The organism is Microbacterium sp. B35-04 (genome assembly GCF_010634885.1).
Classification (GTDB): Bacteria; Actinomycetota; Actinomycetes; order Actinomycetales; family Microbacteriaceae; genus Microbacterium.
The window spans coordinates 53701-75649 of the sequence record NZ_MWLP01000010.1 but is presented as its reverse complement, the minus strand read 5'-3'; the positions used below and the strand labels follow the sequence as shown (position 1 = coordinate 75649).

The 21949-nt window shown below is 70.3% G+C and carries 19 protein-coding genes and 1 pseudogene; 15 read left to right on the top strand and 5 right to left on the bottom strand.

Annotated elements, in window-relative coordinates:
• Positions 1-466: pseudogene (locus B1729_RS03075) on the bottom strand (hypothetical protein); the annotation flags it as partial.
• A 204-nt stretch (positions 467-670) separates the two neighbouring features.
• Between B1729_RS03075 and B1729_RS03070 the strand changes: the two are divergent.
• The 8 genes from B1729_RS03070 (at position 671) to B1729_RS03035 (ending at position 9878) form a co-directional block, all read left to right on the top strand.
• The gene (locus tag B1729_RS03070) at positions 671-2452 is read left to right on the top strand and encodes a fatty acyl-AMP ligase (RefSeq protein ID WP_163630620.1); all 1782 of its coding nucleotides are present in this window, start codon (positions 671-673) and stop codon (positions 2450-2452) included.
• Positions 2449-4194, top strand: coding sequence for an acyl-CoA dehydrogenase family protein (locus tag B1729_RS03065; protein ID WP_163630618.1), 1746 nt, complete (start codon positions 2449-2451; stop codon positions 4192-4194). The genes B1729_RS03070 and B1729_RS03065 overlap by 4 nt, the downstream gene beginning before the upstream one ends.
• Positions 4191-5318: an acyl-CoA dehydrogenase family protein gene (locus tag B1729_RS03060; protein WP_163620759.1), complete on the top strand. Its 1128-nt coding sequence runs from the start codon at positions 4191-4193 to the stop codon at positions 5316-5318. The genes B1729_RS03065 and B1729_RS03060 overlap by 4 nt, the downstream gene beginning before the upstream one ends.
• A 19-nt stretch (positions 5319-5337) precedes the next feature.
• On the top strand, positions 5338-5592 hold the full coding sequence (locus tag B1729_RS03055; protein WP_163620760.1) for an acyl carrier protein: 255 nt from the start codon (positions 5338-5340) through the stop codon (positions 5590-5592).
• Positions 5579-6280 (top strand): 4'-phosphopantetheinyl transferase superfamily protein, encoded by a 702-nt coding sequence (locus B1729_RS03050; protein ID WP_163620761.1) that lies wholly within the window; start codon positions 5579-5581, stop codon positions 6278-6280. Before B1729_RS03055 ends, B1729_RS03050 begins: the two co-directional genes overlap by 14 nt.
• Positions 6281-6305: 25 nt before the next feature.
• A complete protein-coding gene (locus B1729_RS03045) occupies positions 6306-7616 on the top strand; it encodes a UDP-glucose/GDP-mannose dehydrogenase family protein (protein ID WP_163630617.1) in 1311 nt (436 codons plus the stop codon).
• Between the two features lie 238 nt (positions 7617-7854).
• Positions 7855-8898, top strand: coding sequence for a GDP-mannose 4,6-dehydratase (gene gmd / locus B1729_RS03040; RefSeq protein ID WP_163620763.1), 1044 nt, complete (start codon positions 7855-7857; stop codon positions 8896-8898).
• The gene (locus tag B1729_RS03035) at positions 8895-9878 is read left to right on the top strand and encodes a GDP-L-fucose synthase (protein WP_239539345.1); all 984 of its coding nucleotides are present in this window, start codon (positions 8895-8897) and stop codon (positions 9876-9878) included. The genes gmd and B1729_RS03035 overlap by 4 nt, the downstream gene beginning before the upstream one ends.
• Before the next feature lie 17 nt (positions 9879-9895).
• On the opposite strand, the gene B1729_RS03030 is transcribed toward B1729_RS03035, so the two are convergent.
• The gene (locus B1729_RS03030; protein WP_163630616.1) at positions 9896-10690 is read right to left on the bottom strand and encodes a caspase family protein; all 795 of its coding nucleotides are present in this window, start codon (positions 10688-10690) and stop codon (positions 9896-9898) included.
• Positions 10687-11613 (bottom strand): hypothetical protein, encoded by a 927-nt coding sequence (locus tag B1729_RS03025; RefSeq protein ID WP_163630615.1) that lies wholly within the window; start codon positions 11611-11613, stop codon positions 10687-10689. The genes B1729_RS03030 and B1729_RS03025 overlap by 4 nt, the downstream gene beginning before the upstream one ends.
• A 560-nt stretch (positions 11614-12173) precedes the next feature.
• On the opposite strand from B1729_RS03025, the gene B1729_RS03020 reads away from it, so the two are divergent.
• Positions 12174-13547, top strand: a complete 1374-nt coding sequence (locus B1729_RS03020; protein WP_163630614.1) for an HNH endonuclease signature motif containing protein — start codon at positions 12174-12176, stop codon at positions 13545-13547.
• A gap of 101 nt (positions 13548-13648) precedes the next feature.
• The gene (locus B1729_RS03015; RefSeq protein ID WP_163630613.1) at positions 13649-14011 is read left to right on the top strand and encodes a DUF2127 domain-containing protein; all 363 of its coding nucleotides are present in this window, start codon (positions 13649-13651) and stop codon (positions 14009-14011) included.
• Between the two features lie 13 nt (positions 14012-14024).
• On the opposite strand, the gene B1729_RS03010 is transcribed toward B1729_RS03015, so the two are convergent.
• Positions 14025-14486, bottom strand: a complete 462-nt coding sequence (locus B1729_RS03010) for a VanZ family protein (RefSeq protein WP_163630612.1) — start codon at positions 14484-14486, stop codon at positions 14025-14027.
• 109 nt (positions 14487-14595) lie between these two features.
• Between B1729_RS03010 and B1729_RS03005 the strand changes: the two genes are divergently transcribed.
• The 3 genes from B1729_RS03005 to B1729_RS02995 all read left to right on the top strand — a co-directional run bounded on the left by B1729_RS03005 (position 14596) and on the right by B1729_RS02995 (position 17302).
• Positions 14596-15522: a nucleotidyltransferase family protein gene (locus B1729_RS03005; protein ID WP_163630611.1), complete on the top strand. Its 927-nt coding sequence runs from the start codon at positions 14596-14598 to the stop codon at positions 15520-15522.
• A 211-nt stretch (positions 15523-15733) separates the two neighbouring features.
• Positions 15734-16240: a hypothetical protein gene (locus B1729_RS03000; RefSeq protein ID WP_163630610.1), complete on the top strand. Its 507-nt coding sequence runs from the start codon at positions 15734-15736 to the stop codon at positions 16238-16240.
• A gap of 171 nt (positions 16241-16411) precedes the next feature.
• Entirely contained in the window at positions 16412-17302 is an 891-nt protein-coding gene (locus B1729_RS02995) for a hypothetical protein (RefSeq protein WP_163630609.1), read from the top strand.
• Between the two features lie 15 nt (positions 17303-17317).
• On the opposite strand, the gene B1729_RS02990 is transcribed toward B1729_RS02995, so the two are convergent.
• On the bottom strand, positions 17318-18697 hold the full coding sequence (locus B1729_RS02990; RefSeq protein ID WP_163630608.1) for a PqqD family peptide modification chaperone: 1380 nt from the start codon (positions 18695-18697) through the stop codon (positions 17318-17320).
• 34 nt (positions 18698-18731) lie between these two features.
• Between B1729_RS02990 and B1729_RS02985 the strand changes: the two genes are divergently transcribed.
• On the top strand, positions 18732-20114 hold the full coding sequence (locus B1729_RS02985; protein ID WP_163630607.1) for a polysaccharide biosynthesis tyrosine autokinase: 1383 nt from the start codon (positions 18732-18734) through the stop codon (positions 20112-20114).
• Between the two features lie 41 nt (positions 20115-20155).
• Positions 20156-21946: a DUF4012 domain-containing protein gene (locus B1729_RS02980; RefSeq protein ID WP_239539343.1), complete on the top strand. Its 1791-nt coding sequence runs from the start codon at positions 20156-20158 to the stop codon at positions 21944-21946.
• Positions 21947-21949 lie beyond the last annotated feature (3 nt).

Sequence of the window (21949 nt, the reverse complement as noted above, 5' to 3'; positions counted from 1 at the left end):
CCCCGATCGTGACGCCGGGCATCACCACGACGTTCTGACCGAGCCATGCGCCGCGGCAGATCCGCACCGGGCGGGGTTCGGTCAGCGGCTGGTCGCGGATCGGCACGTCGACGAGGTCGAAGCCGTGGCTGTGGTCGGAGATGTACACCCCCGCCGCGATGCCCACGGCCTCCTCTATCACGACGCTGCGCACCGCCGAGATCGACGCTCCGCGCATGCGGACGCGATCGTGGAGCTCGATCACGGGTCCGGGCTCGTCGCGCGACGGGACCATCAGCCATGAGCCGGCGCCGATGAGCACGCCGGCGCCTACGGAGATCCGGTCGGGGTTCGCGATGCGCGCGGGCAGCATGATGCGCGAGCCCGCGCCGAACGACTGGAAGCCGCCGGCCACGAGTCGGCTGTACACCGAATCCCGCACCCGCTGCACCCCCAGCAGCACCCCATACCCATTGATCCGCCCCACGCCGCTCAGATTAGCCGCCGCGATCGGCACCACGAGGAGGGTGCCGCAGAGTTAACGCGCGTGTAACAGCGACGTCGCCTGCGTCGGTCAGTCTGTACCACGAGGGTGCCGCAGTGTCGCCGCTGGATCCGTCGGCTGGTACGGCTGTGGGGAGTGGACGGAACTCGCGGGGCGCAAAGGCGTCAGGACCGAGGGGAGTCCGCGATGACCGAGAGTGAAGTGCACGTGCCACGGGCCGGGGCGCCCGCGAGGGAGGGCGGCGCGGCAGAGAGCGGGACCGAGTTCGTGCGCAGGCTGCGCCGGTCGGCGACGGATGCCGCGGGCCGCGGCATCCGCTTCTATCGCTCGCCCGTCGACGTCGGCGAGGTGTCGTATGTCGACCTCGATGCCGATGCGCGCGCCCGTGCCGTCGAGCTCGCCCGAGCCGGGCTCGCGCCCGGCGACGTCGTGATCCTCGCCTTCGAGCCGGGCCTGCCGTTCGTGCGTGCGCTGCTCGCGTGCCTCTACGCGGGCGTCGCGGCAGCCCCGGTGCCGATCACCGCGATGCGGAATGCGGATGCCGTGCGCCAGCGCCTGCTCGCGATCCTCGAGGACGCGGGGGCGAAGGCCGTGCTCACCGAGACAGGCGCCCTGGACGGACTCGGCCTCGCCGGCGAGACGTCGATCGCCGACGCCGCCGTGATCGCCGTCGACGGACCTGCCGCAGCCTCTCCGGAGGACTGGAGCATGCCCACCATCGACGAGTCGGCGCTCGCGATCCTGCAGTACACATCGGGGTCGACCGGGCTGCCGAAGGGCGTCATGGTGTCGCACGCGAACCTATACGCGAACCAGCAGGCGATCGGCGGCATCGTCGGCCTGACGGCGGAATCGATCACCGTCGGCTGGCTGCCGCACTACCACGACATGGGCCTCATCGGGCAGATCCTGCAACCCCTCTTCGCCGGCGGCACGCTGCACCTGACGTCGCCCTCGCAGTTCCTGCGCCGGCCGGTGCTGTGGCTGCGGCTGATCAGCGAGCACAAGGCGACTCACACCGTCGGACCGGACTTCGCCTTCGCCCTGTGCAGCCGTCTCGTGACGGACGAACAGCTCGCCGAACTCGATCTGTCATCGCTGCAGACCGTGATCACCGGCGCGGAGCCGGTGCGGATCGACACCCTCGACGCGTTCACCGCGCGGTTCGCCGCCGCGGGGTTCCGCGGCGAGGCCTTCGTGCCCGCATTCGGCATGGCCGAGACGACGCTGCTCATCACCGCGCATCGCGACACCGTGCCGCCACGGGCGATCGTCGTCAGCGCCGACGCGCTCGAGCGTGACCACATCTTGCCGGCGAGCCCGGGCGAGCGCACCGCCGAGCTGGTGCCGTGCGGCCGGCCCGGTGCGGGCATGGAGATCGCGATCGTCGATCCGGCCACGGCCGTGGAGCTCCGCGACGGACGCATCGGCGAGATCTGGGTGCGCGGCACGAGCGTGACGCAGGGCTACTGGCGCCGGCCGGAGGAGACGGCAGCCGAATTCGGCGCGACCCTCGCCGGTGTCGCCGACGAGGTGTACCTGCGCACCGGCGACCTCGGCGCGATGGTCGACGGCGAACTCGTCATCACCGGCCGCCTCAAAGACCTCATCATCGTCCGCGGGCGCAATATCTACCCCCAGGACCTCGAGCGCAGCGCGGCGGAGCTGCTGGGCGCAGGATGCCTCAGCGCGGCGTTCGAGCGCCCGGGCGTGGCGCCAGAGGTGGGCATCGTCGCCGAGGTGGACCCCTCGGCGACCGCCGAAGATCTCGACGCACTCGCCACGGCGCTGCGCGCGCGGGTGGCGACGGAGTTCACGCTGCCCGCCCTGGGCGTGGCGCTGATCCGCAAGGGCACGCTGCCGCGCACCACCAGCGGCAAGGTGCAGCGCGCACTCACGCGCCGGCTTCTCCACCAGCAGCGACTGCAGCTCGTCCACCTCGACGGGTTCGAAACGGTCCCGGCATGACCGCGGTCGCCACCGGCGCGGACGCCGGCACGCTCGCCCCCGTGCGCGCGTTCGACGCGTTCCTCGGGGACCCCGCCGATGACGAGGCGGTCGTCTCGACGAGGCGATCGGTGCTGCTCGACGAGAGGTCGGCCTTTCCGGAGGACGAGATCGCGGCCGTCACCGCGTTCGGGCTGCAGCAGTGGTACGTACCCGAGGCGCACGGCGGCATGCTGGGCGACGCCCTCGTGCCGCTGCTGATGATCCGACACCTCGCGCGGCGCGATTTCACCGTCGCCGCCGTGCACGGCAAGACCTTCCTCGGCGCGATCTGCGCCTGGGTCGCGGGCGGCGAGATCGCGACCCGCATGGCGGGCCTCGTCGACACCGGACGACCCGTGTCGTGGGGGCTGACCGAACGCGGCCGCGGCTCGGACCTGTCGCGGTCGGCGACGTCCGCGCAGATCGGCACCGGCACCGTACGCGTCGACGGCGGGAAGTGGCCGATCAACAACGCCGTCCGCTGCCGCGCGATGACCGTGCTCGCCCGCTCCGACGAACGGCCAGGTCCCCGCTCGCTGTCGCTCGTGCTGGTCGACAAGGAAGAGGCCGACCCCGCAACGATCGGGTACGAGGCCAAGGTCGCCTCGCACGGCCTGCGCGGCGCCAACCTCGCCGGCATCCGGTTCGAAGGATCCGTCGTCGGCGCGGACGCCCTCGTCGGCCCCGCCGGGCACGGACTCGAGATCGTGCTGAAGAGCCTGCAGCTGACCCGCCCGTTCACGACCGGCCTGTCGCTGGGAGCCGTCGACCGGGCGCTGCAGACCGCGCTCGATGCCGCCTCCGTGCCGGACGGCGTGCGCGGTCGGCTCCTCGACGCGCCCGCGTCCCGGCGTGCACTGGGAGTCGCCGTCGCCGACGCGCTCCTGGTCGAGTGCCTGATGCTGGTCGGCGTGCGTTCTGCGCACGCCGTGCCCGGCGAGATGGCGCTCGTGAGCGCGCTGGTGAAGTTCCTCGGCCCCGACACTGCCGACCTGCTCTTCCGCGACCTCACCCGTCTGCTGGGCCCGCAAGCGCTCATCGTCGGCTCGGAGGGCTCGGGCGGGCTGCATCCGTCCGCCTTCGGCGCGTTCCAGAAGGCCGCGCGCGACAGCCGCGTCGTCGGGATCTTCGACGGCAACTCGGTGGTCAACCTCAACATGATCGTCAACGAGCTGCCGAACCAGCTGCGTCCGGCAGCACCGCCGCCGCTGCCGGAGGTGCTCGCGCCGCTCCGCGCGGACGTGGAGCACGACGCGCTCGACACGGCGTCGCTGCGCCTGGTCACCCGGCACGGCTCCCGGCTGCTGCGTTCGCTGCCGGCGCTCGTCGACGCGGTGGACGACGGTCGCACGTCCCGCGCCGCGGTCGATGCGGCGCGCTGGATCCGCGACGAATACACCGCGCTGCTCGCCGAGGCCGGCGACCTGCCCCGGCAGTCGCAGCCCGATCCGCTCGCCTTCCACCTCGCCGAACGATTCGCGCTCGTCTTCGGTGCCGCGTGCGCCTTGGCCGTCCATCTCGCACGGTTGGGCGCGATCCCGGGTCCGCTGGGGGAGAGCGACGCCTGGCTCGCGGCCGTGCTGCAGCGGGTGGCGAACCGGCTCGGGGCGGACACCGTCGACACCGCGGTCGCGGACGCGCTCCTCGACGCCGCGCTGCGCGCGCACGCCGGTGGAAGCGGCGCCGTCACGCTGCTGCCCTCGTGGACGGAGCGATCGTGAGCATCGCGGAGAGCGTGGAGCACGCGCGTCCCGCCTTCGGGCGCGACGTCTCGGCAGGACTCGATGCACTCGAGCCGCTCATCGGGCGCCTCACCGTCGGGGGTACCGCCGTCGGGGGTACAGCGCCCGCTGAGGGCCATCTGGTGACGAGCGCGCTGCGGACCTACCGGTTCGACACGACGGCACAGCCGGCATCCGGCATCGTCCCGGTGGCTGTCGTGCCGGGGTCCGGGTTCGCCCGGGTCATCGCGATCCGGGCCGCGGTGCCTGCGGCGGCGCTCGGAGCGCTCGACGCCGCGCTGAGCGAGTGCGTCCACTACTCCCAGAGCCGTCAGCTCTACGGCGGGACCGTGCTCGACATCCCGCATGCCCGCTCGCTGCTGGCGGCGGCTCTGGCCGACGCCCTGACTGCCGACGCGCTCAGCAGCGCCGCCGTGTGCCTGGCGGACGCGCACGCGCCCGCGGCCGCCATCGCGGTCGCGCTGAGCGCCCACCTGACCTGCCTGCTGCTGGCAGAGGCGGCCCAGCAGGTGTCGGTGCTCGCCGGCTCGACGTTCTATGCGCGGATCGCGCCGTTCGAGCTCATCGAGCAGCATGTGCGCGACCTCTCCGCACTTTCCATCCTCGTACCGGACCTCGCCGACGCACTGCCGTCGGCGGCCGCCGCAGTGGACGCGTGGTGCGGTGACACGGGTGCCACGGCGCCGCGCGCGCTCCTTCAGCCGGCCGTCGCCGCGGCGATCGCGTCCGACGCGCCCGGCGCCGTCGAGGTGCATGCCGATCTCGCGGCCGCTGCCGAGGCTGCTGTCGCCGCCGTGGAAGCGGGCGGGCATGGGACGGCGGACCCGCACCAGATGCTCGAGCTCGCCCATTGCGTCGCGCTGCTCACCGCGGCCGCAGCCGTCATCAACGGCTGGAGGCAGGCGCGCGGCTCGGAGGCGATCGCGGCCGACCCCCTCGCGATGGAGGCGTGTCTCCGACGCATCCGTGGACGTGTGGTGCGACGACAGCCTCCGCTTCCCACCGACCTCGTGGCGCGGCTCGTCGCGCACGCCGAAGCACGCGCCGCCAGCGGCGAGGAGATGGCGATCGGCCCCGCACGCGCGACAGTGGCGCCACTGTGACCACCGAAAGGACGACACCATGCCCACACAACTGACCGCCACCGAGATCGAGCAGTGGCTCGTCGGACGCGTCGTCGCCTACGGCAAGATGCAGGCCGACGACTTCACCGTCGACACGCCGCTCGCCGAACTCGGGCTCGACTCGGTCTACGCCCTCACGCTCTGCGGAGACATCGAGGACGAGTTCGAGCTCGAGGTCGACCCGACCATCGTGTGGGACCACCCCACCATTCGCGAGCTCGCCGAGGGAATCCGCCAGCGTGTCGACGAATGACCCCGCGACCGGCGCGCGTCGAAGCCTCGTCTCGGCGCGAGGGGTGCACGTCGTGATGGGTCGCATTCCCGCGCGCGACGACCTCGATCACGACCCCGAGGACGCCGCGCACCTGCTCGGGGCGGATGCCGCAGCCCTCGGTTCGCTACCCGAATCACGACTCCCGTCGTACCTGACCGCGAGGAGGTGGGTGCGCGACATCGTCACCGTGCGCCTGCGGCGCGCCTGGCGGGGGTTCGAGGCGACTCCGCGCGGCGTCAAGCCGCGACTCGAGGGCTCGACGCTGGACGTCAGCATCGCCCACGCGGGTGACCGGCTCGTGGTCGGCGTCGTCGAGCACGGCCTCATCGGAGTGGACATCGAGCTCGTCGCGCCGGTGTTCGACCAGCCGGCGCTGGTGCGGCGCCTCTGCACGCCGGCGGAGCGCCGCCACGCCGACGGCCTGGAGGCAGCAGGCCGGAGGGCCTGGCTCACCCAGCTGTGGGCGGTGAAGGAGTCCTACGCCAAGGCGGTCGGTGCGGGTCTCGCACTGGATTTCCGCCAGCTCGCGGTCGCCGACCTGCGTCGCAACGACGCCGTTCGCGGTGTGCTGACTCCTGCATCGGGAGTTCCTCATGCGAGGATCGCTGTCAGCTGGGTCGCTGCTGCCCCTTCCCGTCCCCCGTCGTCCGTCCGGACGACGGCCTAGTCCCATCCCTGGAAGGGGCACTGTCATGCGCTTGTCTGTCATCGGCTGCGGCTACCTCGGAGCCGTGCATGCGGCCGCTATGGCGTCCATCGGTCACGACGTGGTCGGCATCGACGTCGATCGGCGGAAGGTCGACGCCCTCTCACGCGGCGAGGCTCCCTTCTTCGAGCCCGACCTGCAGGAACTGCTCACGGCCGGCGTCGAGTCGGGCCGCCTGAAGTTCACGACCGACATGGCCGAGGCCGCCGGCGCGACAGTGCACTTCATCGGCGTCGGCACCCCGCAGCAGAAGGACGGCTACGCCGCCGACCTCACCTACGTGAACGCGGCGGTCGACGGCCTGCTCCCCTATCTGTCTGCCGGCGACGTCGTCGCAGGCAAGTCGACGGTGCCCGTAGGCACGGCGGCAGACCTCGCGCCGCGCATCGAGGCGACGGGTGCGACGCTGGTCTGGAACCCCGAATTCCTGCGCGAGGGCTACGCCGTCAAGGACACGATCGATCCGGATCGCCTCGTGGTGGGCGTCGACCCCGGCGACGACGGCGAACGGGCCGCCGACATCCTGCGCAAGGTCTACCACCCGGCCGTCGCGAAGAGCACACCGTTCATCGTCACCGACCGCGCCACCGCCGAGCTCGTCAAGGTCGCCGCCAACGCCTTCCTCGCCACCAAGATCTCGTTCATCAACGCGATGGCCGAGATCGCCGAGGTCACCGGAGCCGACGTCACCCAGCTGGCCGACGCGATCGGGCACGACGTGCGCATCGGCCGCCGCTTCCTCGGCGCCGGCATCGGGTTCGGCGGCGGCTGCCTGCCGAAGGACATCCGCGCGTTCTCCGCCCGCGCCGAAGAGCTCGGCCGCGGCGAATCCGTCGCCTTCCTCCGCGAAGTCGACGCGATCAACCTCCGCCGCCGCGACCGCGCGGTCGATCTCGTCATCAACGCGTTCGGCGGCTCGGTGTTCAAGAAGAACGTCACCCTGCTCGGCGCCGCCTTCAAGCCCTACAGCGACGACATCCGCGACTCCCCCGCCCTCGACGTCGCCATCCGCCTGCACGGCCTCGGAGCCTGGGTCACCATCACCGACCCCGCCGCCATCGAGAACGCCCAGCGCCTGCACCCGCAGCTGAACTACGTCGCCGACCGCGACGAAGCGCTCCGTGAGGCCGACGCCATCGTGCTCGTCACCGAATGGGACGAATACCGCCGCGATCTGACCCCCGAACACGCGTCGTCGCTCACATCGGGCCGCGTCGTCATCGACGGACGCAACGGATGGGATGCCGCCGCCTGGCGCGCCGCCGGGTGGACGTACTACGGGATGGGACGCCCGTAGCACCCAGGCAGCGTCGCTCTCGCGACCGCCGCTGGGGCGAGCGCCCAGGCGACGGTCGCGAGAGCGCCTGACGAGAGGCCTATTCTCGCCGCGCGGACTGCGGTATCGTCGCACTGTTCTCGACGATGGGACAGCTCCCGACAGGTTCACCGAGCCTGGCTGCCGGCGTCGCGGATTCCGTGACTTGCGCGGAGACCGCCGTACGGCCTCCGCGAGTCGCTGGGGGACGGAGTACGACGTGAAGCGTGCACTCATCACCGGTATCACCGGTCAGGACGGCTCATACCTCGCCGAGCTGCTGCTCGGAAAGGGATACGAGGTCCACGGTCTCATACGCCGTGCGTCGACCTTCAACACGCATCGCATCGACCATCTCTATGTCGATCCGCACGACCCGAGCGCCAGGCTGTTCCTTCACTATGGGGATCTCAGCGACGGGGCGGGCCTGGTGACTCTGCTCATGAAGATCCATCCGGACGAGGTCTACAACCTGGCTGCTCAGTCACATGTGAGGGTGTCGTTCGATGAGCCCGTGCATACCGCCGACACCACGGGCATCGGCACGATCCGTCTGCTCGAAGCGGTGCGGCTTTCGGGCATCGACACGAAGTTCTACCAGGCCTCTACGTCCGAGCTCTACGGAGCCACGCCTCCACCCCAGAACGAGGAGTCGCCGTTCTATCCACGCTCGCCCTACGCCGCAGCCAAGCTCTACAGCTTCTGGATCACGAAGAACTACCGGGAGGCGTACGACCTGTTCGCGGTGAACGGCATCCTCTTCAATCACGAGTCACCGCGTCGTGGCGAAACCTTCGTCACGCGCAAGATCACCCGCGCGGTCGCCAGGATCCAAGCGGGCGAGCAGAAGGATCTCTATCTCGGCAATCTGGACTCCATCAGAGACTGGGGGTATGCGGCGGAGTACGTCGAAGGGATGTGGCGGATGCTGCAGGTCGAAGAGCCGGAGGACTTCGTGCTCGCCACGGGCATCGGCTACACGATCCGAGACTTCCTCGAGGCGGCATTCGGGCACGTCGGCCTGGACTGGCAGCAGTTCGTCAAATTCGACGAGCGCTACCTGCGCCCCACTGAGGTGGATGCACTCATCGGCGACCCCACGAAGGCCCACGACAAGCTCGGCTGGAAGACCTCACTGGACGGGATCTCCGTCGCCGAGCTGATGGTCGACGCCGATGTGGAGGCGCTGGACAAGCGCCCGGAGTGGATCGACTCCGTCAACCTGGTCTCCTGGACATCCGAGCCATCACTGGTCGGCAAGTGACGACAGCGACAGACACCGTGCAGTACGTCCCGGCGCAGCTCGACCGGGATGCCACCTTCTACGTGGCAGGCCATCGCGGGCTCGTGGGTTCAGCGATCGTCAGGAAGCTGAAAGGCGAGGGCTTCACCGACGTCGTCGGCAAGAGGTCGGCCGAACTCGACCTGAAGAACCGTGACGCGGTGTTCGCCTACGTGTCCGACATCAAGCCGCGATACCTCGTGCTCGCCGCGGCGAAGGTGGGCGGCATCCTTGCGAACAGCACCTACCCGGTCGACTTCCTCAGCGACAACCTCCGCATCCAGTCGAACGTGCTCGACGCGGCACTCGCGAACGACGTCGAACGAGTCGCCTTCCTCGGGTCGTCGTGCATCTATCCGAAGTTCGCCGAGCAGCCCATCCGCGAGGACTCCTTGCTCACCGGCCACCTCGAGCCCACCAACGACGCCTACGCGATCGCGAAGATCGCCGGCATCCTGAACGTGCAGGCGGTGCGACGCCAGTACGGGCTGCCGTGGATCTCTGCGATGCCCACCAACCTGTACGGGCCGAACGACAACTTCTCCCCCAAGGGCTCGCACGTGCTACCGGCGCTGATCCGCCGCTACGACGAGGCCGCGAAGTCCGGCGCGGCCTCGGTGACGAACTGGGGCACCGGAACGCCCAGGCGCGAGTTCCTGCATTCGGACGACATGGCGGATGCCGTGCTGCACCTCCTCGAGCACTATGACGGGCCCGAGCAGGTCAACGTCGGCACCGGCTCGGACGTCACCATCCGCGAGATCGCCGAGACCATCGCCGGCGTGGTCGGCTTCGAGGGCGAGACCGAGTGGGACACCAGCAAGCCCGACGGCACCCCGCAGAAGCTGCTCGACGTCTCCAAGCTCGCCGACGCCGGCTGGACGTCGAAGATCAGCCTCGCAGACGGCCTGGACCGCACCGTCACCTGGTACCGCGACCACATCGACGACATCCGCGTGTAGCCGGGGGCCTCAAGGCCTCACGCTGTGAAAGGTCGGGCGAGCTGAATCGTCTGTTGAGGATCGATGATCCTCAACACAGCTGTCTGCGTCATCGTCTGATTCACGAACGGAGCCGCGTAGACGAACCAGGCCTCGTAACTGGCGCGATTCGGCGGCGACGCCCACGCCTGCTCGAGCTCGCGCGTGAGCACGCCCTGCACCCGGCCGCCGATGGAGAACTCGCGGGCAAGCTGCGCATCCATCGACGCAGAGATGATGAGCCGACGGGGGCCATCGCTCACCGTTTCGCGAACGATGACGGGGTCTGGAACGAACAGGCCTCGCACGATCGTCTCCGAATGGCAGGAGTCGACGATGATGGTGGCCGTGAGATCGCGGCGCGCGGCGCGCCAGAACGGCACCCACCAGTCGTCGATGAGAGGCAGGTCGGCGAGGGCGAACAATTCGTCCAGGCGGTCTGGCTCGCTGGCATCCCATGTCTGCACCTGGAATCCGTGCCCCACGAGGACGATCACGAGCGCGGAGCAGCTGCAGGGCGTATCGGGACGAACATGCCTCTCGAGCTCGGCGGTGACGCTCGCCAGCGTTGCTTCTTCCGTCCCCTCGAGGCGCGAGATGACGGCGTCCGGCACCTCGTCCACGATCATCCGGGTGTAGGTGTCGAGGTCCTCGTGCACGCCGCCCAGCGTCGCGAATCTGTAGTCGCTGTCGAGGAACGGCTCCGATGCCGCGACGAAAGTGGCGAGCTGATCCGACCATCGCACCGGCGCCGGTTCGGCGACGCCGATCAGCACCGCATGCACCTCGCTCATGGCTCGTCGTCGCCCGTCTGTTCTGGCTCCTCGGTCTGGGTCGTCGCTGCAGGATCCGGAACGAGCTGATCGACGGTGAGGGCCGCCAGTCCGAGCACGATGAGCAGCACGCCGATGACGAAGGCGGCGATGGTGCCGCGCACCTTGCTCAGAGCTGCGGCGAGCTTCTCGACATCAGCGATGCTCATTCCCAGTCCACCGCCGGCGCCCCGAAAGCCGCCTTCGGCGAGAGCGACGCGAGCCCGCTGTCGGCCTCTCGCCTCGAGCAGTGCCATCCAGACCCCCGCCAGGATCGCGATGACACCCACCGCCAAAGCGATCGTGCTCGCCGCGGCGACGACCCTGTCGGTGATGTCGGTCGCCTCGTCGGCGAGACCTCCCATCGGCAGGATCCACAGCAGCATCCAGGCCGCCAGTCCGGCGAACAGGTACGCGAGCCCACGGAAGACGGCACCCGTGCGCCGGGCGAAGTCGGCGTCGTACTCGCCCACGGCCACTTCGGCGGGCCCTGCGACGCCTCCCCCGCCGTTTCCCGGAGGTGCCGCGGGCGGCGCCCCGACCGTCACTCTCATCGCCGGGGACATGACCGCGTCCGCTCCCGCGCCGGCGGTCGCGTACACATCGTTGGCCGGCTGTGTCGCGAAGGTGACGTTCGCGACCCACTCGGTCGCACGGGCTGCCCGCTCCGCATTCACGAAGGTCGCCTCGATCGGTGCGCTGCCCGACTTCAGCGCAGGCGCGGTGATCGGGACCGTCGAGCTGACGGTGAACCGAACGGCCACTCCCGGCGCCACTGCCGTCAACGGCAGCGGCGCCGTCACCGGCGGCTTCGGCGGGACGACGGCAGACAGCGTCAGTGTCGGCTTGGCGGGCGTCGGCGCGGGAGCCGGCGCAGGCGCGGGGGGCGGTGGTGCGGAAGCCATCGCACCGCCATCCTCGCCGATCACCGCGGCCGGCCCGGACGCCGCCGTGGCAGGCTCTGACGACGCCGGACCAGTCGACGGGACAGCAGCCGCGCCCCCTGCGCTCGCACTCGTGGGCGCGTGGTCATCAGCCGCCGCCAGCGGCGCATCTCCGAGCTCGGGTTTCGAGCCCACCGCCGATTCTGGCGCCGCCGCCGCGGCCGCCGTCGGCTCGTCCTGGTGTGCGTCGCCCATGATCCCGCCCCCCGGTCGAAGTCGGCGCGACGAATAAGTCGCACCGTGCGATGGACCCCAACGATTGCGACACCCCCTGGCAATCGATGCCCGGATGCTAGCGCGGCCGAATCCGGCGCACAAGGGCGTCGTCCGGCACGCGCCCAGGCGGTGTCGGCCGGATGCGGACGGCCACCGCAATGTCGGAGGCCCCCGCCATGATGGATCCAGCGAAAGACACCGTCATCCGGTTCTTTCGCAGAGATCCGACCGCGTTGTGCCCCGCGGTCCGATCGGGATCATCCCGTGAGGAGGGTCGCGCTCTCTGCGCGACGGAAGGGCACATCGTGGACGACGCGGAACGCGACGAGGTCGAGGCGCAGCGCGCCGGAGACCTCGCTGCGCAGCTGCGCCGTATCCACGCCGAAGAGGCCGCCCTCCACGCCCGCAAACTGCGTCTCCTGGCCGACGCGTTCGCCCTCGCTGAGGCGCAGCAGGCGCGCATCCCGTCGGCGCGCTCGAAGGAACGCGACATGCCGCTGCGCGCACTGGCGGCCGAGCTCGGTCTCGCCGTGAAGGTCAACGACCGCACGATGCAGTCGCACATGTGGGACGCACATCGGCTCACCACCTCGTTCGCGGTCACCGTGACAGCCCTCGAAGCGGGGCGCATCTCACGAGGCCACGTGACCGCCATCCTCGACTGCGGCGGCGCGATCGACGAGCCCGCTGCACGGGCCGAGTTCGAACGCGCGGTTCTCGAATACGCGGAGACGACGACGGCCGCGCGCACCCGTGCCTACGCCCGGCAGCAGGCAGACATCCGCAACCCGCTCACCCTTCAGGAGCGCCACGATCTCGTGGTGCAGGGCCGCCGCATCTGGGTGACCGACCTCGACGACGGCATGTCGCTGCTGAACCACTTGCTCCCGACCGCGCTGGCCCACGGCATCGTCGACCGCGCGACACGGCAGGCCAAGCTCATCAAGCGGGTCGACGCCTCCCGCCGGCACCAGGTGCGAACGACCCACGAAACGACGGATGCCGCAGCCCTTGGTGCTCCCGACAGCAGCTGCGAGACCGCGCCCGACGAAGAAGTGTGGTTCGACGAGCGGACGATCGACCAGATCCGCGCCGACCTCGTCGCCGATCTGCTCCTCACCGGCGCTCCGGTGATCGACCCGACCCTGGATGCCGCGCCCGGCGGACTCGGGGCGATCCGCGCGACCGTGCAGATCACGGTGCCCGTCACGACCCTGACCGGGGTCACGAGCGGCGGTGCCGAACTCGACGGCATCGCGCCCGTCGACCCCGCCACCGCACGGCGCCTCGCCGGTGATGCGCCGGGCTGGGACCGCGTGATGGCCGATCCGGTGACCGGGATGGTGCTCGCGGTCGACCGCTACCAGCCGTCCGCGGCGCAGCAGCGGTACCTCAAGGCCCGGGATCCGCACTGCCGCTTCCCCGGATGCCGAAGGCCGGCGCGACTGTGCGATGACGACCACACGCACGACCACGCCCGAGGCGGTCCGACCGACGTCCGCAATCTCGCCTGCCTCTGCAAAAGACATCACACGCTGAAACACGCGACCGACTGGACGGTGCGCCAGCTCCCCGGCGGCACCCTCGAGTGGACCAGTCCTGCCGGCCGGCCGTACCTCGACCGTCCTCCGCAGCGCGTCGTCTTCGTGCCGGGCGACGACACCGCGGCACCATTCTGAGGGCCGACACGAGCAGCTCAGCGTGAAACGCGTGCGCGCCGGCAGGCGACCGCTACGTTGGAGCCTTCAGCCGAATCTGTCTCGCCACGGAGGACTCACCCATGACTCAGCGCCCGCTCGGCGTCACGCTCGTCGCCATCATCGCCTGGATCTCCGGCTTTCTGCAGATCGTCGGATCGATCTTCGCGATCATCGCCGGCCTCTTCATCACCTGGCCCGCGATCCTCGGGTGGATCAGCCTCATCATCGGAGCCATCACCCTCGCCGTCGGCGTCGGCCTGTGGCGCGGCAACCCCACCGCCCGCACGATCGCGATGGTCGTCTTCGCCATCACCATCGTGCTGCAGGTGCTCGGCCTCTTCTCCGATGCCAGCCTGTGGTCGGTGATCGGCGGGTCGCTGCTGTCGCTGATCGGGCTGATCCTGCTGAGCACCCGCGACGCCCGCAGCTACTTCGGGAGCTGATGCCCGGCACCCGTCACTTCGGCGCCGCACGCCGTTCGATGAGCTGCACAATGGCGAGGCCGATCGTCGCGCCGAGAACGTTGGCGACGATGTCACGCAGACTCGGGGTGCGCTCGGCGAGGAGCAGAGCCTGACCCGACTCGATGAGCAGCGTGGTGGCGAGAGCGATCGGCACGACGAGTCCGCGGTGCAGCGGAAGCACGAGCGCCAGCAGCACCCCGAACGGCACGAACAGTGCGACGTTGGCAGTCGTCTCGATGACGTCGTACGTCAGCCATGGGACCGCCTGCGTGATCGCGCGCAGCAGGCCAGACGCCCCGCGATCCACCGGCACCGGCCAGAACGCGATGAGCGTCAGCAGCACACCGTAGATGACGAGCAGACGGATGCCGCGCCCCTGCGCGCGACGGCGGTGCACGGTGGCGACGGCCGCGGTGTGGGGCCGTGCGGGCACGAGGATGGGTGCGTCGGTCATGGCGGGGCTCCCCTCGGTCGGGCGCCGCGGCAGTGCCGCGCAGTGCGGCGAGTCTACTCGCGGTCCTCGAAAGCGTCTGGCCCCGCACGCACGCCGTTATCGTGGGGCCGTGCCCACGGACACCCCGACCGACGCGACCGTGCTGCTCCGCCTGGACGAGGCCGACGAGCTTGCCGCCGCCTGGGTGTGCGCGCTCGCCGAGAGGCGCGGCATCCGAGCGCTCCTCATCAAGGGGCCGGCGCTGCATCTCCACGGCCTCCGCACGGCGCGCGTCTCGGCCGACGTCGACGTGCTCGTCGATCCCGCCCGGTTCGACGAGCTGTGCGAAGCGATCGTCGAGACCGGCTGGACGAAGCGCCCGTCCAGTGTGGTCGGCGAGCTGACCACGCTCCATTCGAGGACCTTCCTGCGCGACGGGTGGCCGTGCGACCTCGATGTGCACAGCTTCTTCCCGGGATTCCTCGCTGATCCGGCTGACGTCTTCGAGGCGCTGTGGCGCCACCGCTTCCCGTTGGCCCTCGCACACCGCGACTGTCTCGCCCTCGACAAGACAGCCGGCGTGCTCGTGCTCGGGCTGCACTCGCTGCGGGGCGCGACCATCCAGCCCCGACACCTCGATGAACTCGAGCAGCTGGTGCGCGCTCCGCTCACCGATGCCGAACGCTTAGACATCGCCACCCTCGCCCGCGAGACCGGCTGCGTCGCCACGCTCGAGAAGGTGCTCCCGCGGATGGGGATCGATGCCCGGCCCACCCCCGACGAGCTCGCCGACCCGGCCCTGCGCGCCTGGCGCGAACGCGTCTCGTCGGGGTCGCACGGTGCGTACTTCTGGATGCTGGCGCTCCGACGCTCCCCCTGGAGTCAGCGCCCCCGCATCGTGTGGCGCGCCGCCTGGCCGACCCGCCGCGATCTGCTCGTCGCCCGTCCCGAGACGGTCGACACCGTGACCGGACGAACTCGGGCGCGTGTGGCACGTTGGGGCCGCGGCATCCGCTCTGCTCCTGCGGGGGTGCGGGCCATCTGGACCCACCGGTGACACTCAGACCACGACGACCCAGAGCGAGGATCTCGTGAAGGAAGCAGGAGCCGTTACACCTCGGTAATCGGCGGCCGTCGCCGGTCCGCTAGGGTGAGGATCACGTCGGGGGCCTGGGGCCACCGCACGGCGGGCGAGGGGTCGTCCGTTCTGTTCACGGCTGTGGGAGCCCGAACGCCCATCAGCCACGACTGTTCTCTGGGGGAACACAGTGACCGACACGCCTGCGCGCGCGCTCGCATCCGATGACCGCACGATCGATCGCCGCAAGCTGCTGAAGATGGGCGTGTGGGCAGCGCCGGTTGTGGTGCTCGCCACGGCGGCGCCTGCTGCCGCTGCCTCGCAGCCGACCGTCAGCCAGAGCACAGTCATCGTGCCGGCCACCGCCACGCAAGCGCCAGCGGCCTCGGGAGGCAACCGGGTGAGCATCAGGCTGCGCGCCACAGTGGCAGCCGCCGTGAATGTCACTGCCGTCATGCAGATCACGGCACTGAATGACGACAAGGGCAAGCCCAGCACTCTGGGTGCTTGGGACGCACCTTCGGGAGCAACCGGCACGTCGGCAAGCATTGTGCGATCGCTCGCTGCCGCAGGAGAACTGGACTTCGAGTTCGTCTACAAGGTCGCAACGCCCAACGACAACTACTCGTACACGATCGTGTTCTCTTGGGGACCGACGAACGAGTTCACCAAGAGCGTCGCAGGAACGATCGGCTGAGCCACGGCACAGGGCGCGAGCCGTGGTGGTGCAGCCGGCGAGGCGATCGGGAGACCCCCTGAAACGGCACTTGTCCGGTTTCCGCCGGTTCGCCTAGCCTGGAGGCAGGCGCAAGCCGAGACGACGGCGTCGACACGACAATCGCCTGCCGTCCTCCGGGGGGAACGACCGATGGAACATTTCACTGCCGCGCCGTCGGGCGGCGGGCTGGACCGCCGCCAACTCCTCCGCCTCGGAGCGTGGGGAGCGCCGGCTCTCGTCGTCGCCTCCGCCGTGCCGGCGGCGGCGGCTTCCAACGAGACAAGCGCGCTCATCGCCTCGTCATTCGCGAACACGATCGGCTCCGTCGGCGGGTGGATCTTCCACGAGCCCCTCGCGACTCCTGACACCGTGACGCCGACGGGCACGCTTACGCTCGTCGTCAACGTCCCGCTCGGGTACACGTTCACTCGCTCTGACTCGAGTACGGCTTGGAGCGGCCCCGCATCAGTGACCGGCGGCAGCACGGGAACTTATGTCCACGTGCCTGCCCCGGGCGGCTACGCGGCTTATGGCGGGGCCAACTCCATCTACGGCGCCTACACCGGCTCGGGCGAATTCACCGGCCGCGGCTCGGTCGTCATCACCGCGGCCGCGACCACGGTCAGGCCGGCGATCGTGCCCGCCGGCAGCACAACCGTGGAGCACGTGGGTGCGACGCCGGTCCGCACGATACCGGCGTCGAAGTTGACGGTGCTCACGTACGACCTTTCAAACGTGAACACGGGCGGTGCCGGCCTGGGCCCGATCGCGTGGGCCGGCGGCTTGATCGAGTACACGGGTGTCTTCGGCGACGCAACATCGGGGAAGATCGTCTGGAGCAGCGTGTTGCACGGACCGTCATCCCAGGTGCTGGCATCGCGCTCGGGAACGGCGTCGATCAATCTGTACGGCGGCCACGCACTGAGTGCCGAGACATTCGGAACGGCCCCGATGGAGCCGGGGGTGTACGAACTCGAGTTGACGGCGTATGGCAGTGACCGGTCTGTCAGCACCTCCAAGACGATCACGCTGGGCGGATGACCTCGCCGGAGCTCATCAGCGGCGCTCCACCAACGCAGCCCGCCGCAGCTCGTCGACGAATGCGCTCACATCCTGGGCTACCGCGGCGACTTCCACGCCGACACGATCGGCCACGCTCCGCGAGAGCGTCGCAGTGTCTGCATCTTGCTCGACCATGCAGTGCCAGATCACCGCGGCGGATCCCTCGAGAGCGACCGGAGAGGCATCCGGGTCCGCCAGCGAGAGCAGCACGAACCGATCACCTTCCCCGGTCCAGGCGATGTCGCCGCGCGCCCCCCACCGTGGCGCGCGTTGCTCCACAATCCCGGCGTCGGCGAGGTCTGTAAGAGCAGCGCGCACGAGCGATTCTGCGTCTTGACCGGCGGGCCGGCCGTGCGCGCGAACGGCGGCCTCGATCAGATCATCGAGGGACGCCGCCTGAGCCTCCCCGAGGAGGGTCGGCGCCACTCCCGCCAGCACCCGGACGGTTCCCTCGCCGGCGTCATCGACCTGCAGCACAGCGAGCCGCTGCGGATCGGGGAGCTCGATCTCGTCGTGCACCGGCGTACGGAACCACCGCGGGCCGTCGTGATCCATTCGTCCACGATCGCCGCCCGAGTGGCGAACGCTCGCAGCCGGAGGAATTCGCTCGGTCTCACCACCGCGGCGGACACTCCCGGCGAGCCAGGGAAGCACGTCGACGAGGGCTGCGACATCCGCATACGTCACCCGCAGTATTCCGCCCGCCGACGCGACGTGCGCGGCGATCGTCCGCAGTGGCGCAAGCAGGTCGGTGAGATAGCTCGACTGCGCGACGAGGTCCGGGAGTGCGTCGCCCAGGTCGACCTCCTCTACCACCGCCCCGTCTATGGCCTCGCGGCGATCCAGCAGCACGATCCCTGCGAGCCGCAGCTCGGCATCCGGCAGTTCTCGCAGCCCCAGTGTCGACGGCGAGCGCTGCGCCTTCTCGGCCTCCCCCGCCTCGATGATCGACAGCGGCTTGCGGTACGGGTGCACCCGCCCCTCGACGTCGACGGCGACCGTCTCGTCGGACACGTACCCGAACTCCCTGCCCAGCACCCGCGCCGCCGTCGTCTTGCCCCGCCCGCTCGGACCGACGAGCGCGACGACGCGGCCGTCGGGCAGCGCCAGGCCGGCCGCATGCAGCATCCACATGCGCCCTCGCTGCGCCTCGATCGCAGCGAGCGTCACGCGCTGCGACAGCGCTGACAGCAGATTCCGGATGCCACCACCCGTGCCCGCCGCGACCTCGACTTCGGCCGGACCGGCGTCGTCGGCATCCACACGCGCATCGCGCCAGGCATCCTCGACGGCCTGCACCTCGTCGGCATCCAACCCGTCGCACGTGATGCGCACCCGCACCCCCAGGGCGGAGATCAAGAGGTTGCCGGTCACACGCGGTAGTGTACGGGTGAGTGGGAGGGGGCCCATGGAGCTGCGGGACTACCTGCGTATTCTTCGAGCGCATTGGCTCGGAATCGTGCTCCTCACCCTTCTCGGTGTGATCGTCGCGTGGGGGTGGACCGCGCTCCAGGCCAAGGTCTACACCGCCGAAGCGAGCGGCATCGTCACCGCCACCAACGCCGGCTCCGACACCGGGTCGTCGCTCGTCGGCGACCAGCTCGCGCGCAGCAAGGTCACCTCGTACGTCGAGCTCGGCTCGTGGCGCGCCGTGGCCGACTGCGCGATCGACGAACTCGGCCTGACGACCACACCCGAGGCACTCGTCACCCGCGTCGACGTCTCGAACCCGCTCGACACCGTCATCGTGCGGGTCACCGCAGCGGCATCGAGCCCCGAAGAGGCGCGCGACCTCGCCGAATCGTGGCTCGGCTGCATGGTGCAGCAGATCAACGCGGTCGAGGGAACCGACGAGACGGGCACGGCCGCCGTCACCCTCGTGACCGGCGACTCCGCACGCCTGCCCACCTCTCCGTCGTCCCCCAACGTACGTCTCGCGCTCGCCCTCGGCGCGCTGGTCGGACTCGCCCTCGGCATCGGGTACGCGATCGTCCGGCACGTGCTCGACCGCCGCCTCCGCGACCCGCGGGACATCGAACGCGAGACCGGCGTACCGGTCGTCGGCACCCTGCCCCTCGACAAAGGGCTCAGCGCCGAGCGCGGCATCGCCGACTTCGACAGCCAGCACTCGGCATCGGCGCCGCTCGCCGAGGCGATGCGCGAGCTGCGGACGAACCTCCAGTTCATGGATGTCGACAATCCGCCGCGCGCGATCGTCGTCACAAGCCCCCTCCCCGGCGACGGCAAGTCCACGATGGCAGCGAACCTCGCCGTCAGCCTCGCCGCGGCGGGCCGCCACGTCGTGCTGCTCGATGCCGACCTGCGACGTCCGATGGTCGCCTCGGTGTTCGGCCTGCCCGAGGGCGCCGGGCTCACCGATGTGCTCGCGGGACGCGCGGAACTCAACGACGTGGTGCACAACGTCGGCGCGAACCGCAACCTCGCCGTCATCACGGCCGGGCGCGTGCCGCCGAACCCCAGCGAAGTTCTCGGGTCGAACCGCATGCAGGCGCTGGTCCGCAGCCTCACCGAGCACGCACTGGTCATCATCGACTCGCCGCCGCTCCTCCCTGTGACAGACGCGGCCGTGCTGACGACCGCCGCCGACGGCGCACTCGTCGTCGTGAGCGCCGGGAAGACGACCTACGACATGCTGCACAAGTCACTGGAGAACCTCGGCAAGGCCAACGCGCGGCCGCTCGGCATCGTGCTGAACCGGGTGCCCCGCAAGAGCGGCGGCTACTACGGCTACCAGTACCAGGGCGACTACGCGGGAGCAGACACCCGCTGACCTGGCGGCGAACGTTCGGCCCCGCATCGTAGGGTGGATCGGTGACCGACTCGCCGCTGCCCCGCTCCGCGCGCATCGGTGGCACCGTCTTCGCCGCCGTGCTCGGCGGCATCCTGCTCCTGGTGATGCTCGGCGCCGCATGGGTCGGCATCCGTGGCGCACTCGCCTACAGTCACCTGCGCGATGCGCAGCAGACCGCCGCCGCCGTCCGCGAGAGCCTCGCCGACCCCGCCACCGCCAGCGCCGCGATCACCTCGCTCGCCGCCGATACCGGCGCGGCCCACGCTCTCACCTCAGACCCGGTGTGGAGCCTCGCCGAAGGCGTGCCGTGGGTCGGTCCCCAGCTCGCCGCCGTCGCCACCGTCGCCGAATCTCTTGACGGCGTGGCAAGCACCGCACTTCGCCCGCTCTCCGAGGTGGCCGGCACCTTCCAGGTCGACGCACTGCGCCCCCAGGGCGGTCGCCTGGATCTCGCGCCGCTGCAGCAGATCAGCGGCGCCGCGGAGACTGCGACCGACGGGGTCGGCGCGGCTGCGGCATCCGTCTCGGCGATCGACCGCACGGCGCTGGTGGCTCCCGTGCGCACCGCCGTCGACGAGGTCGATGGGCTCCTGACCGAGGCCGGGACCGCCACCGATGCGCTCGCACGGGCCACGCAGCTCATCCCGTCGATGCTCGGCGCCGAAGCACCGCGCAACTACCTGGTGCTGTTTCAGAACAACGCCGAATGGCGCTCGCTGGCGGGCATCCCCGGTGCGATGGCGCTCATCCACACCGAGGGCGGCGCGCTGAGTCTGGCGGCACAGGAATCGTCGAGCGACTACGAGCGCTACGACGAGGCAGTGCTGCCGCTCGGCGACGAGATCACCGCCATCTACGGCGATCGCCCCGCACGATGGATTCAGAACGTGACCCAGGTGCCCGACTTCGCGGTGAGTGCCACCCTTGCGCGAGAGATGTGGGCGCGCGAGCACGGCGGGCAGCAGGTCGACGGCGTCATCGCGCTCGACCCCGTCGCGCTGTCGTACCTCCTGCAGGCGACCGGCCCGATCACCCTCCCCACCGGCGACGTGCTCGCGCCCGACACCGCCGTGCCGCTGCTCCTCAACGAGGTGTACGCCCGCTACCCGCGACCGGCCGACCAGGACGCCTTCTTCGCCGTGGCAGCCGCCTCGGTGTTCGCGAAACTGTCGAGCGGCGACGTCGATCCTGCCGCCCTCGTGACGGCGCTCACCCGGGCCGGCGACGAGGACCGCCTGCTGCTGTGGAGTGCGCACGATGAGGAGCAGCGCCTCCTGGCAGGCACCACCCTCGCCGGCGGCCTACCCGAATCGGACGACGGCGCAGCGCGGTTCGGCGTCTACGTCAACGACGGCACCGGCTCGAAGATGGACTTCTACCAGAACGCGGTCACGACCCTCGCCTGGGATGCCTGCACCGTAGATGCGTCCGGAGCCGCCACGGGCGACGCGGTACTCACCGTCACGATCGGCAACACCGCACCCGCCGATGCCGCGAACCTGCCCGCCTACATCACCGGCGCCGGCGGATTCGGCGTTCCCGCCGGCATCACGCGCACGATCGGCTACCTTTACCTGCCCGAGGGCTTCGAGCTGGTCGACGCCACCATGTCTGACGGCTCGGGATTCGGCGGCGGCATGCACGATGGCAGACGCGTCGTGAGCTTCGCCATCGACCTCACTCCGGGCGCGAGCGCGACTGCGACCGTCACCGCCCGCGCGAGCACTCCCGTCGCAGCGACCCTCGAAGCGGTCACGACGCCCACACTGACCCCGCCCGCCGCGGTTGCCGCGGTCTGCGGAGGTTCGTAGACT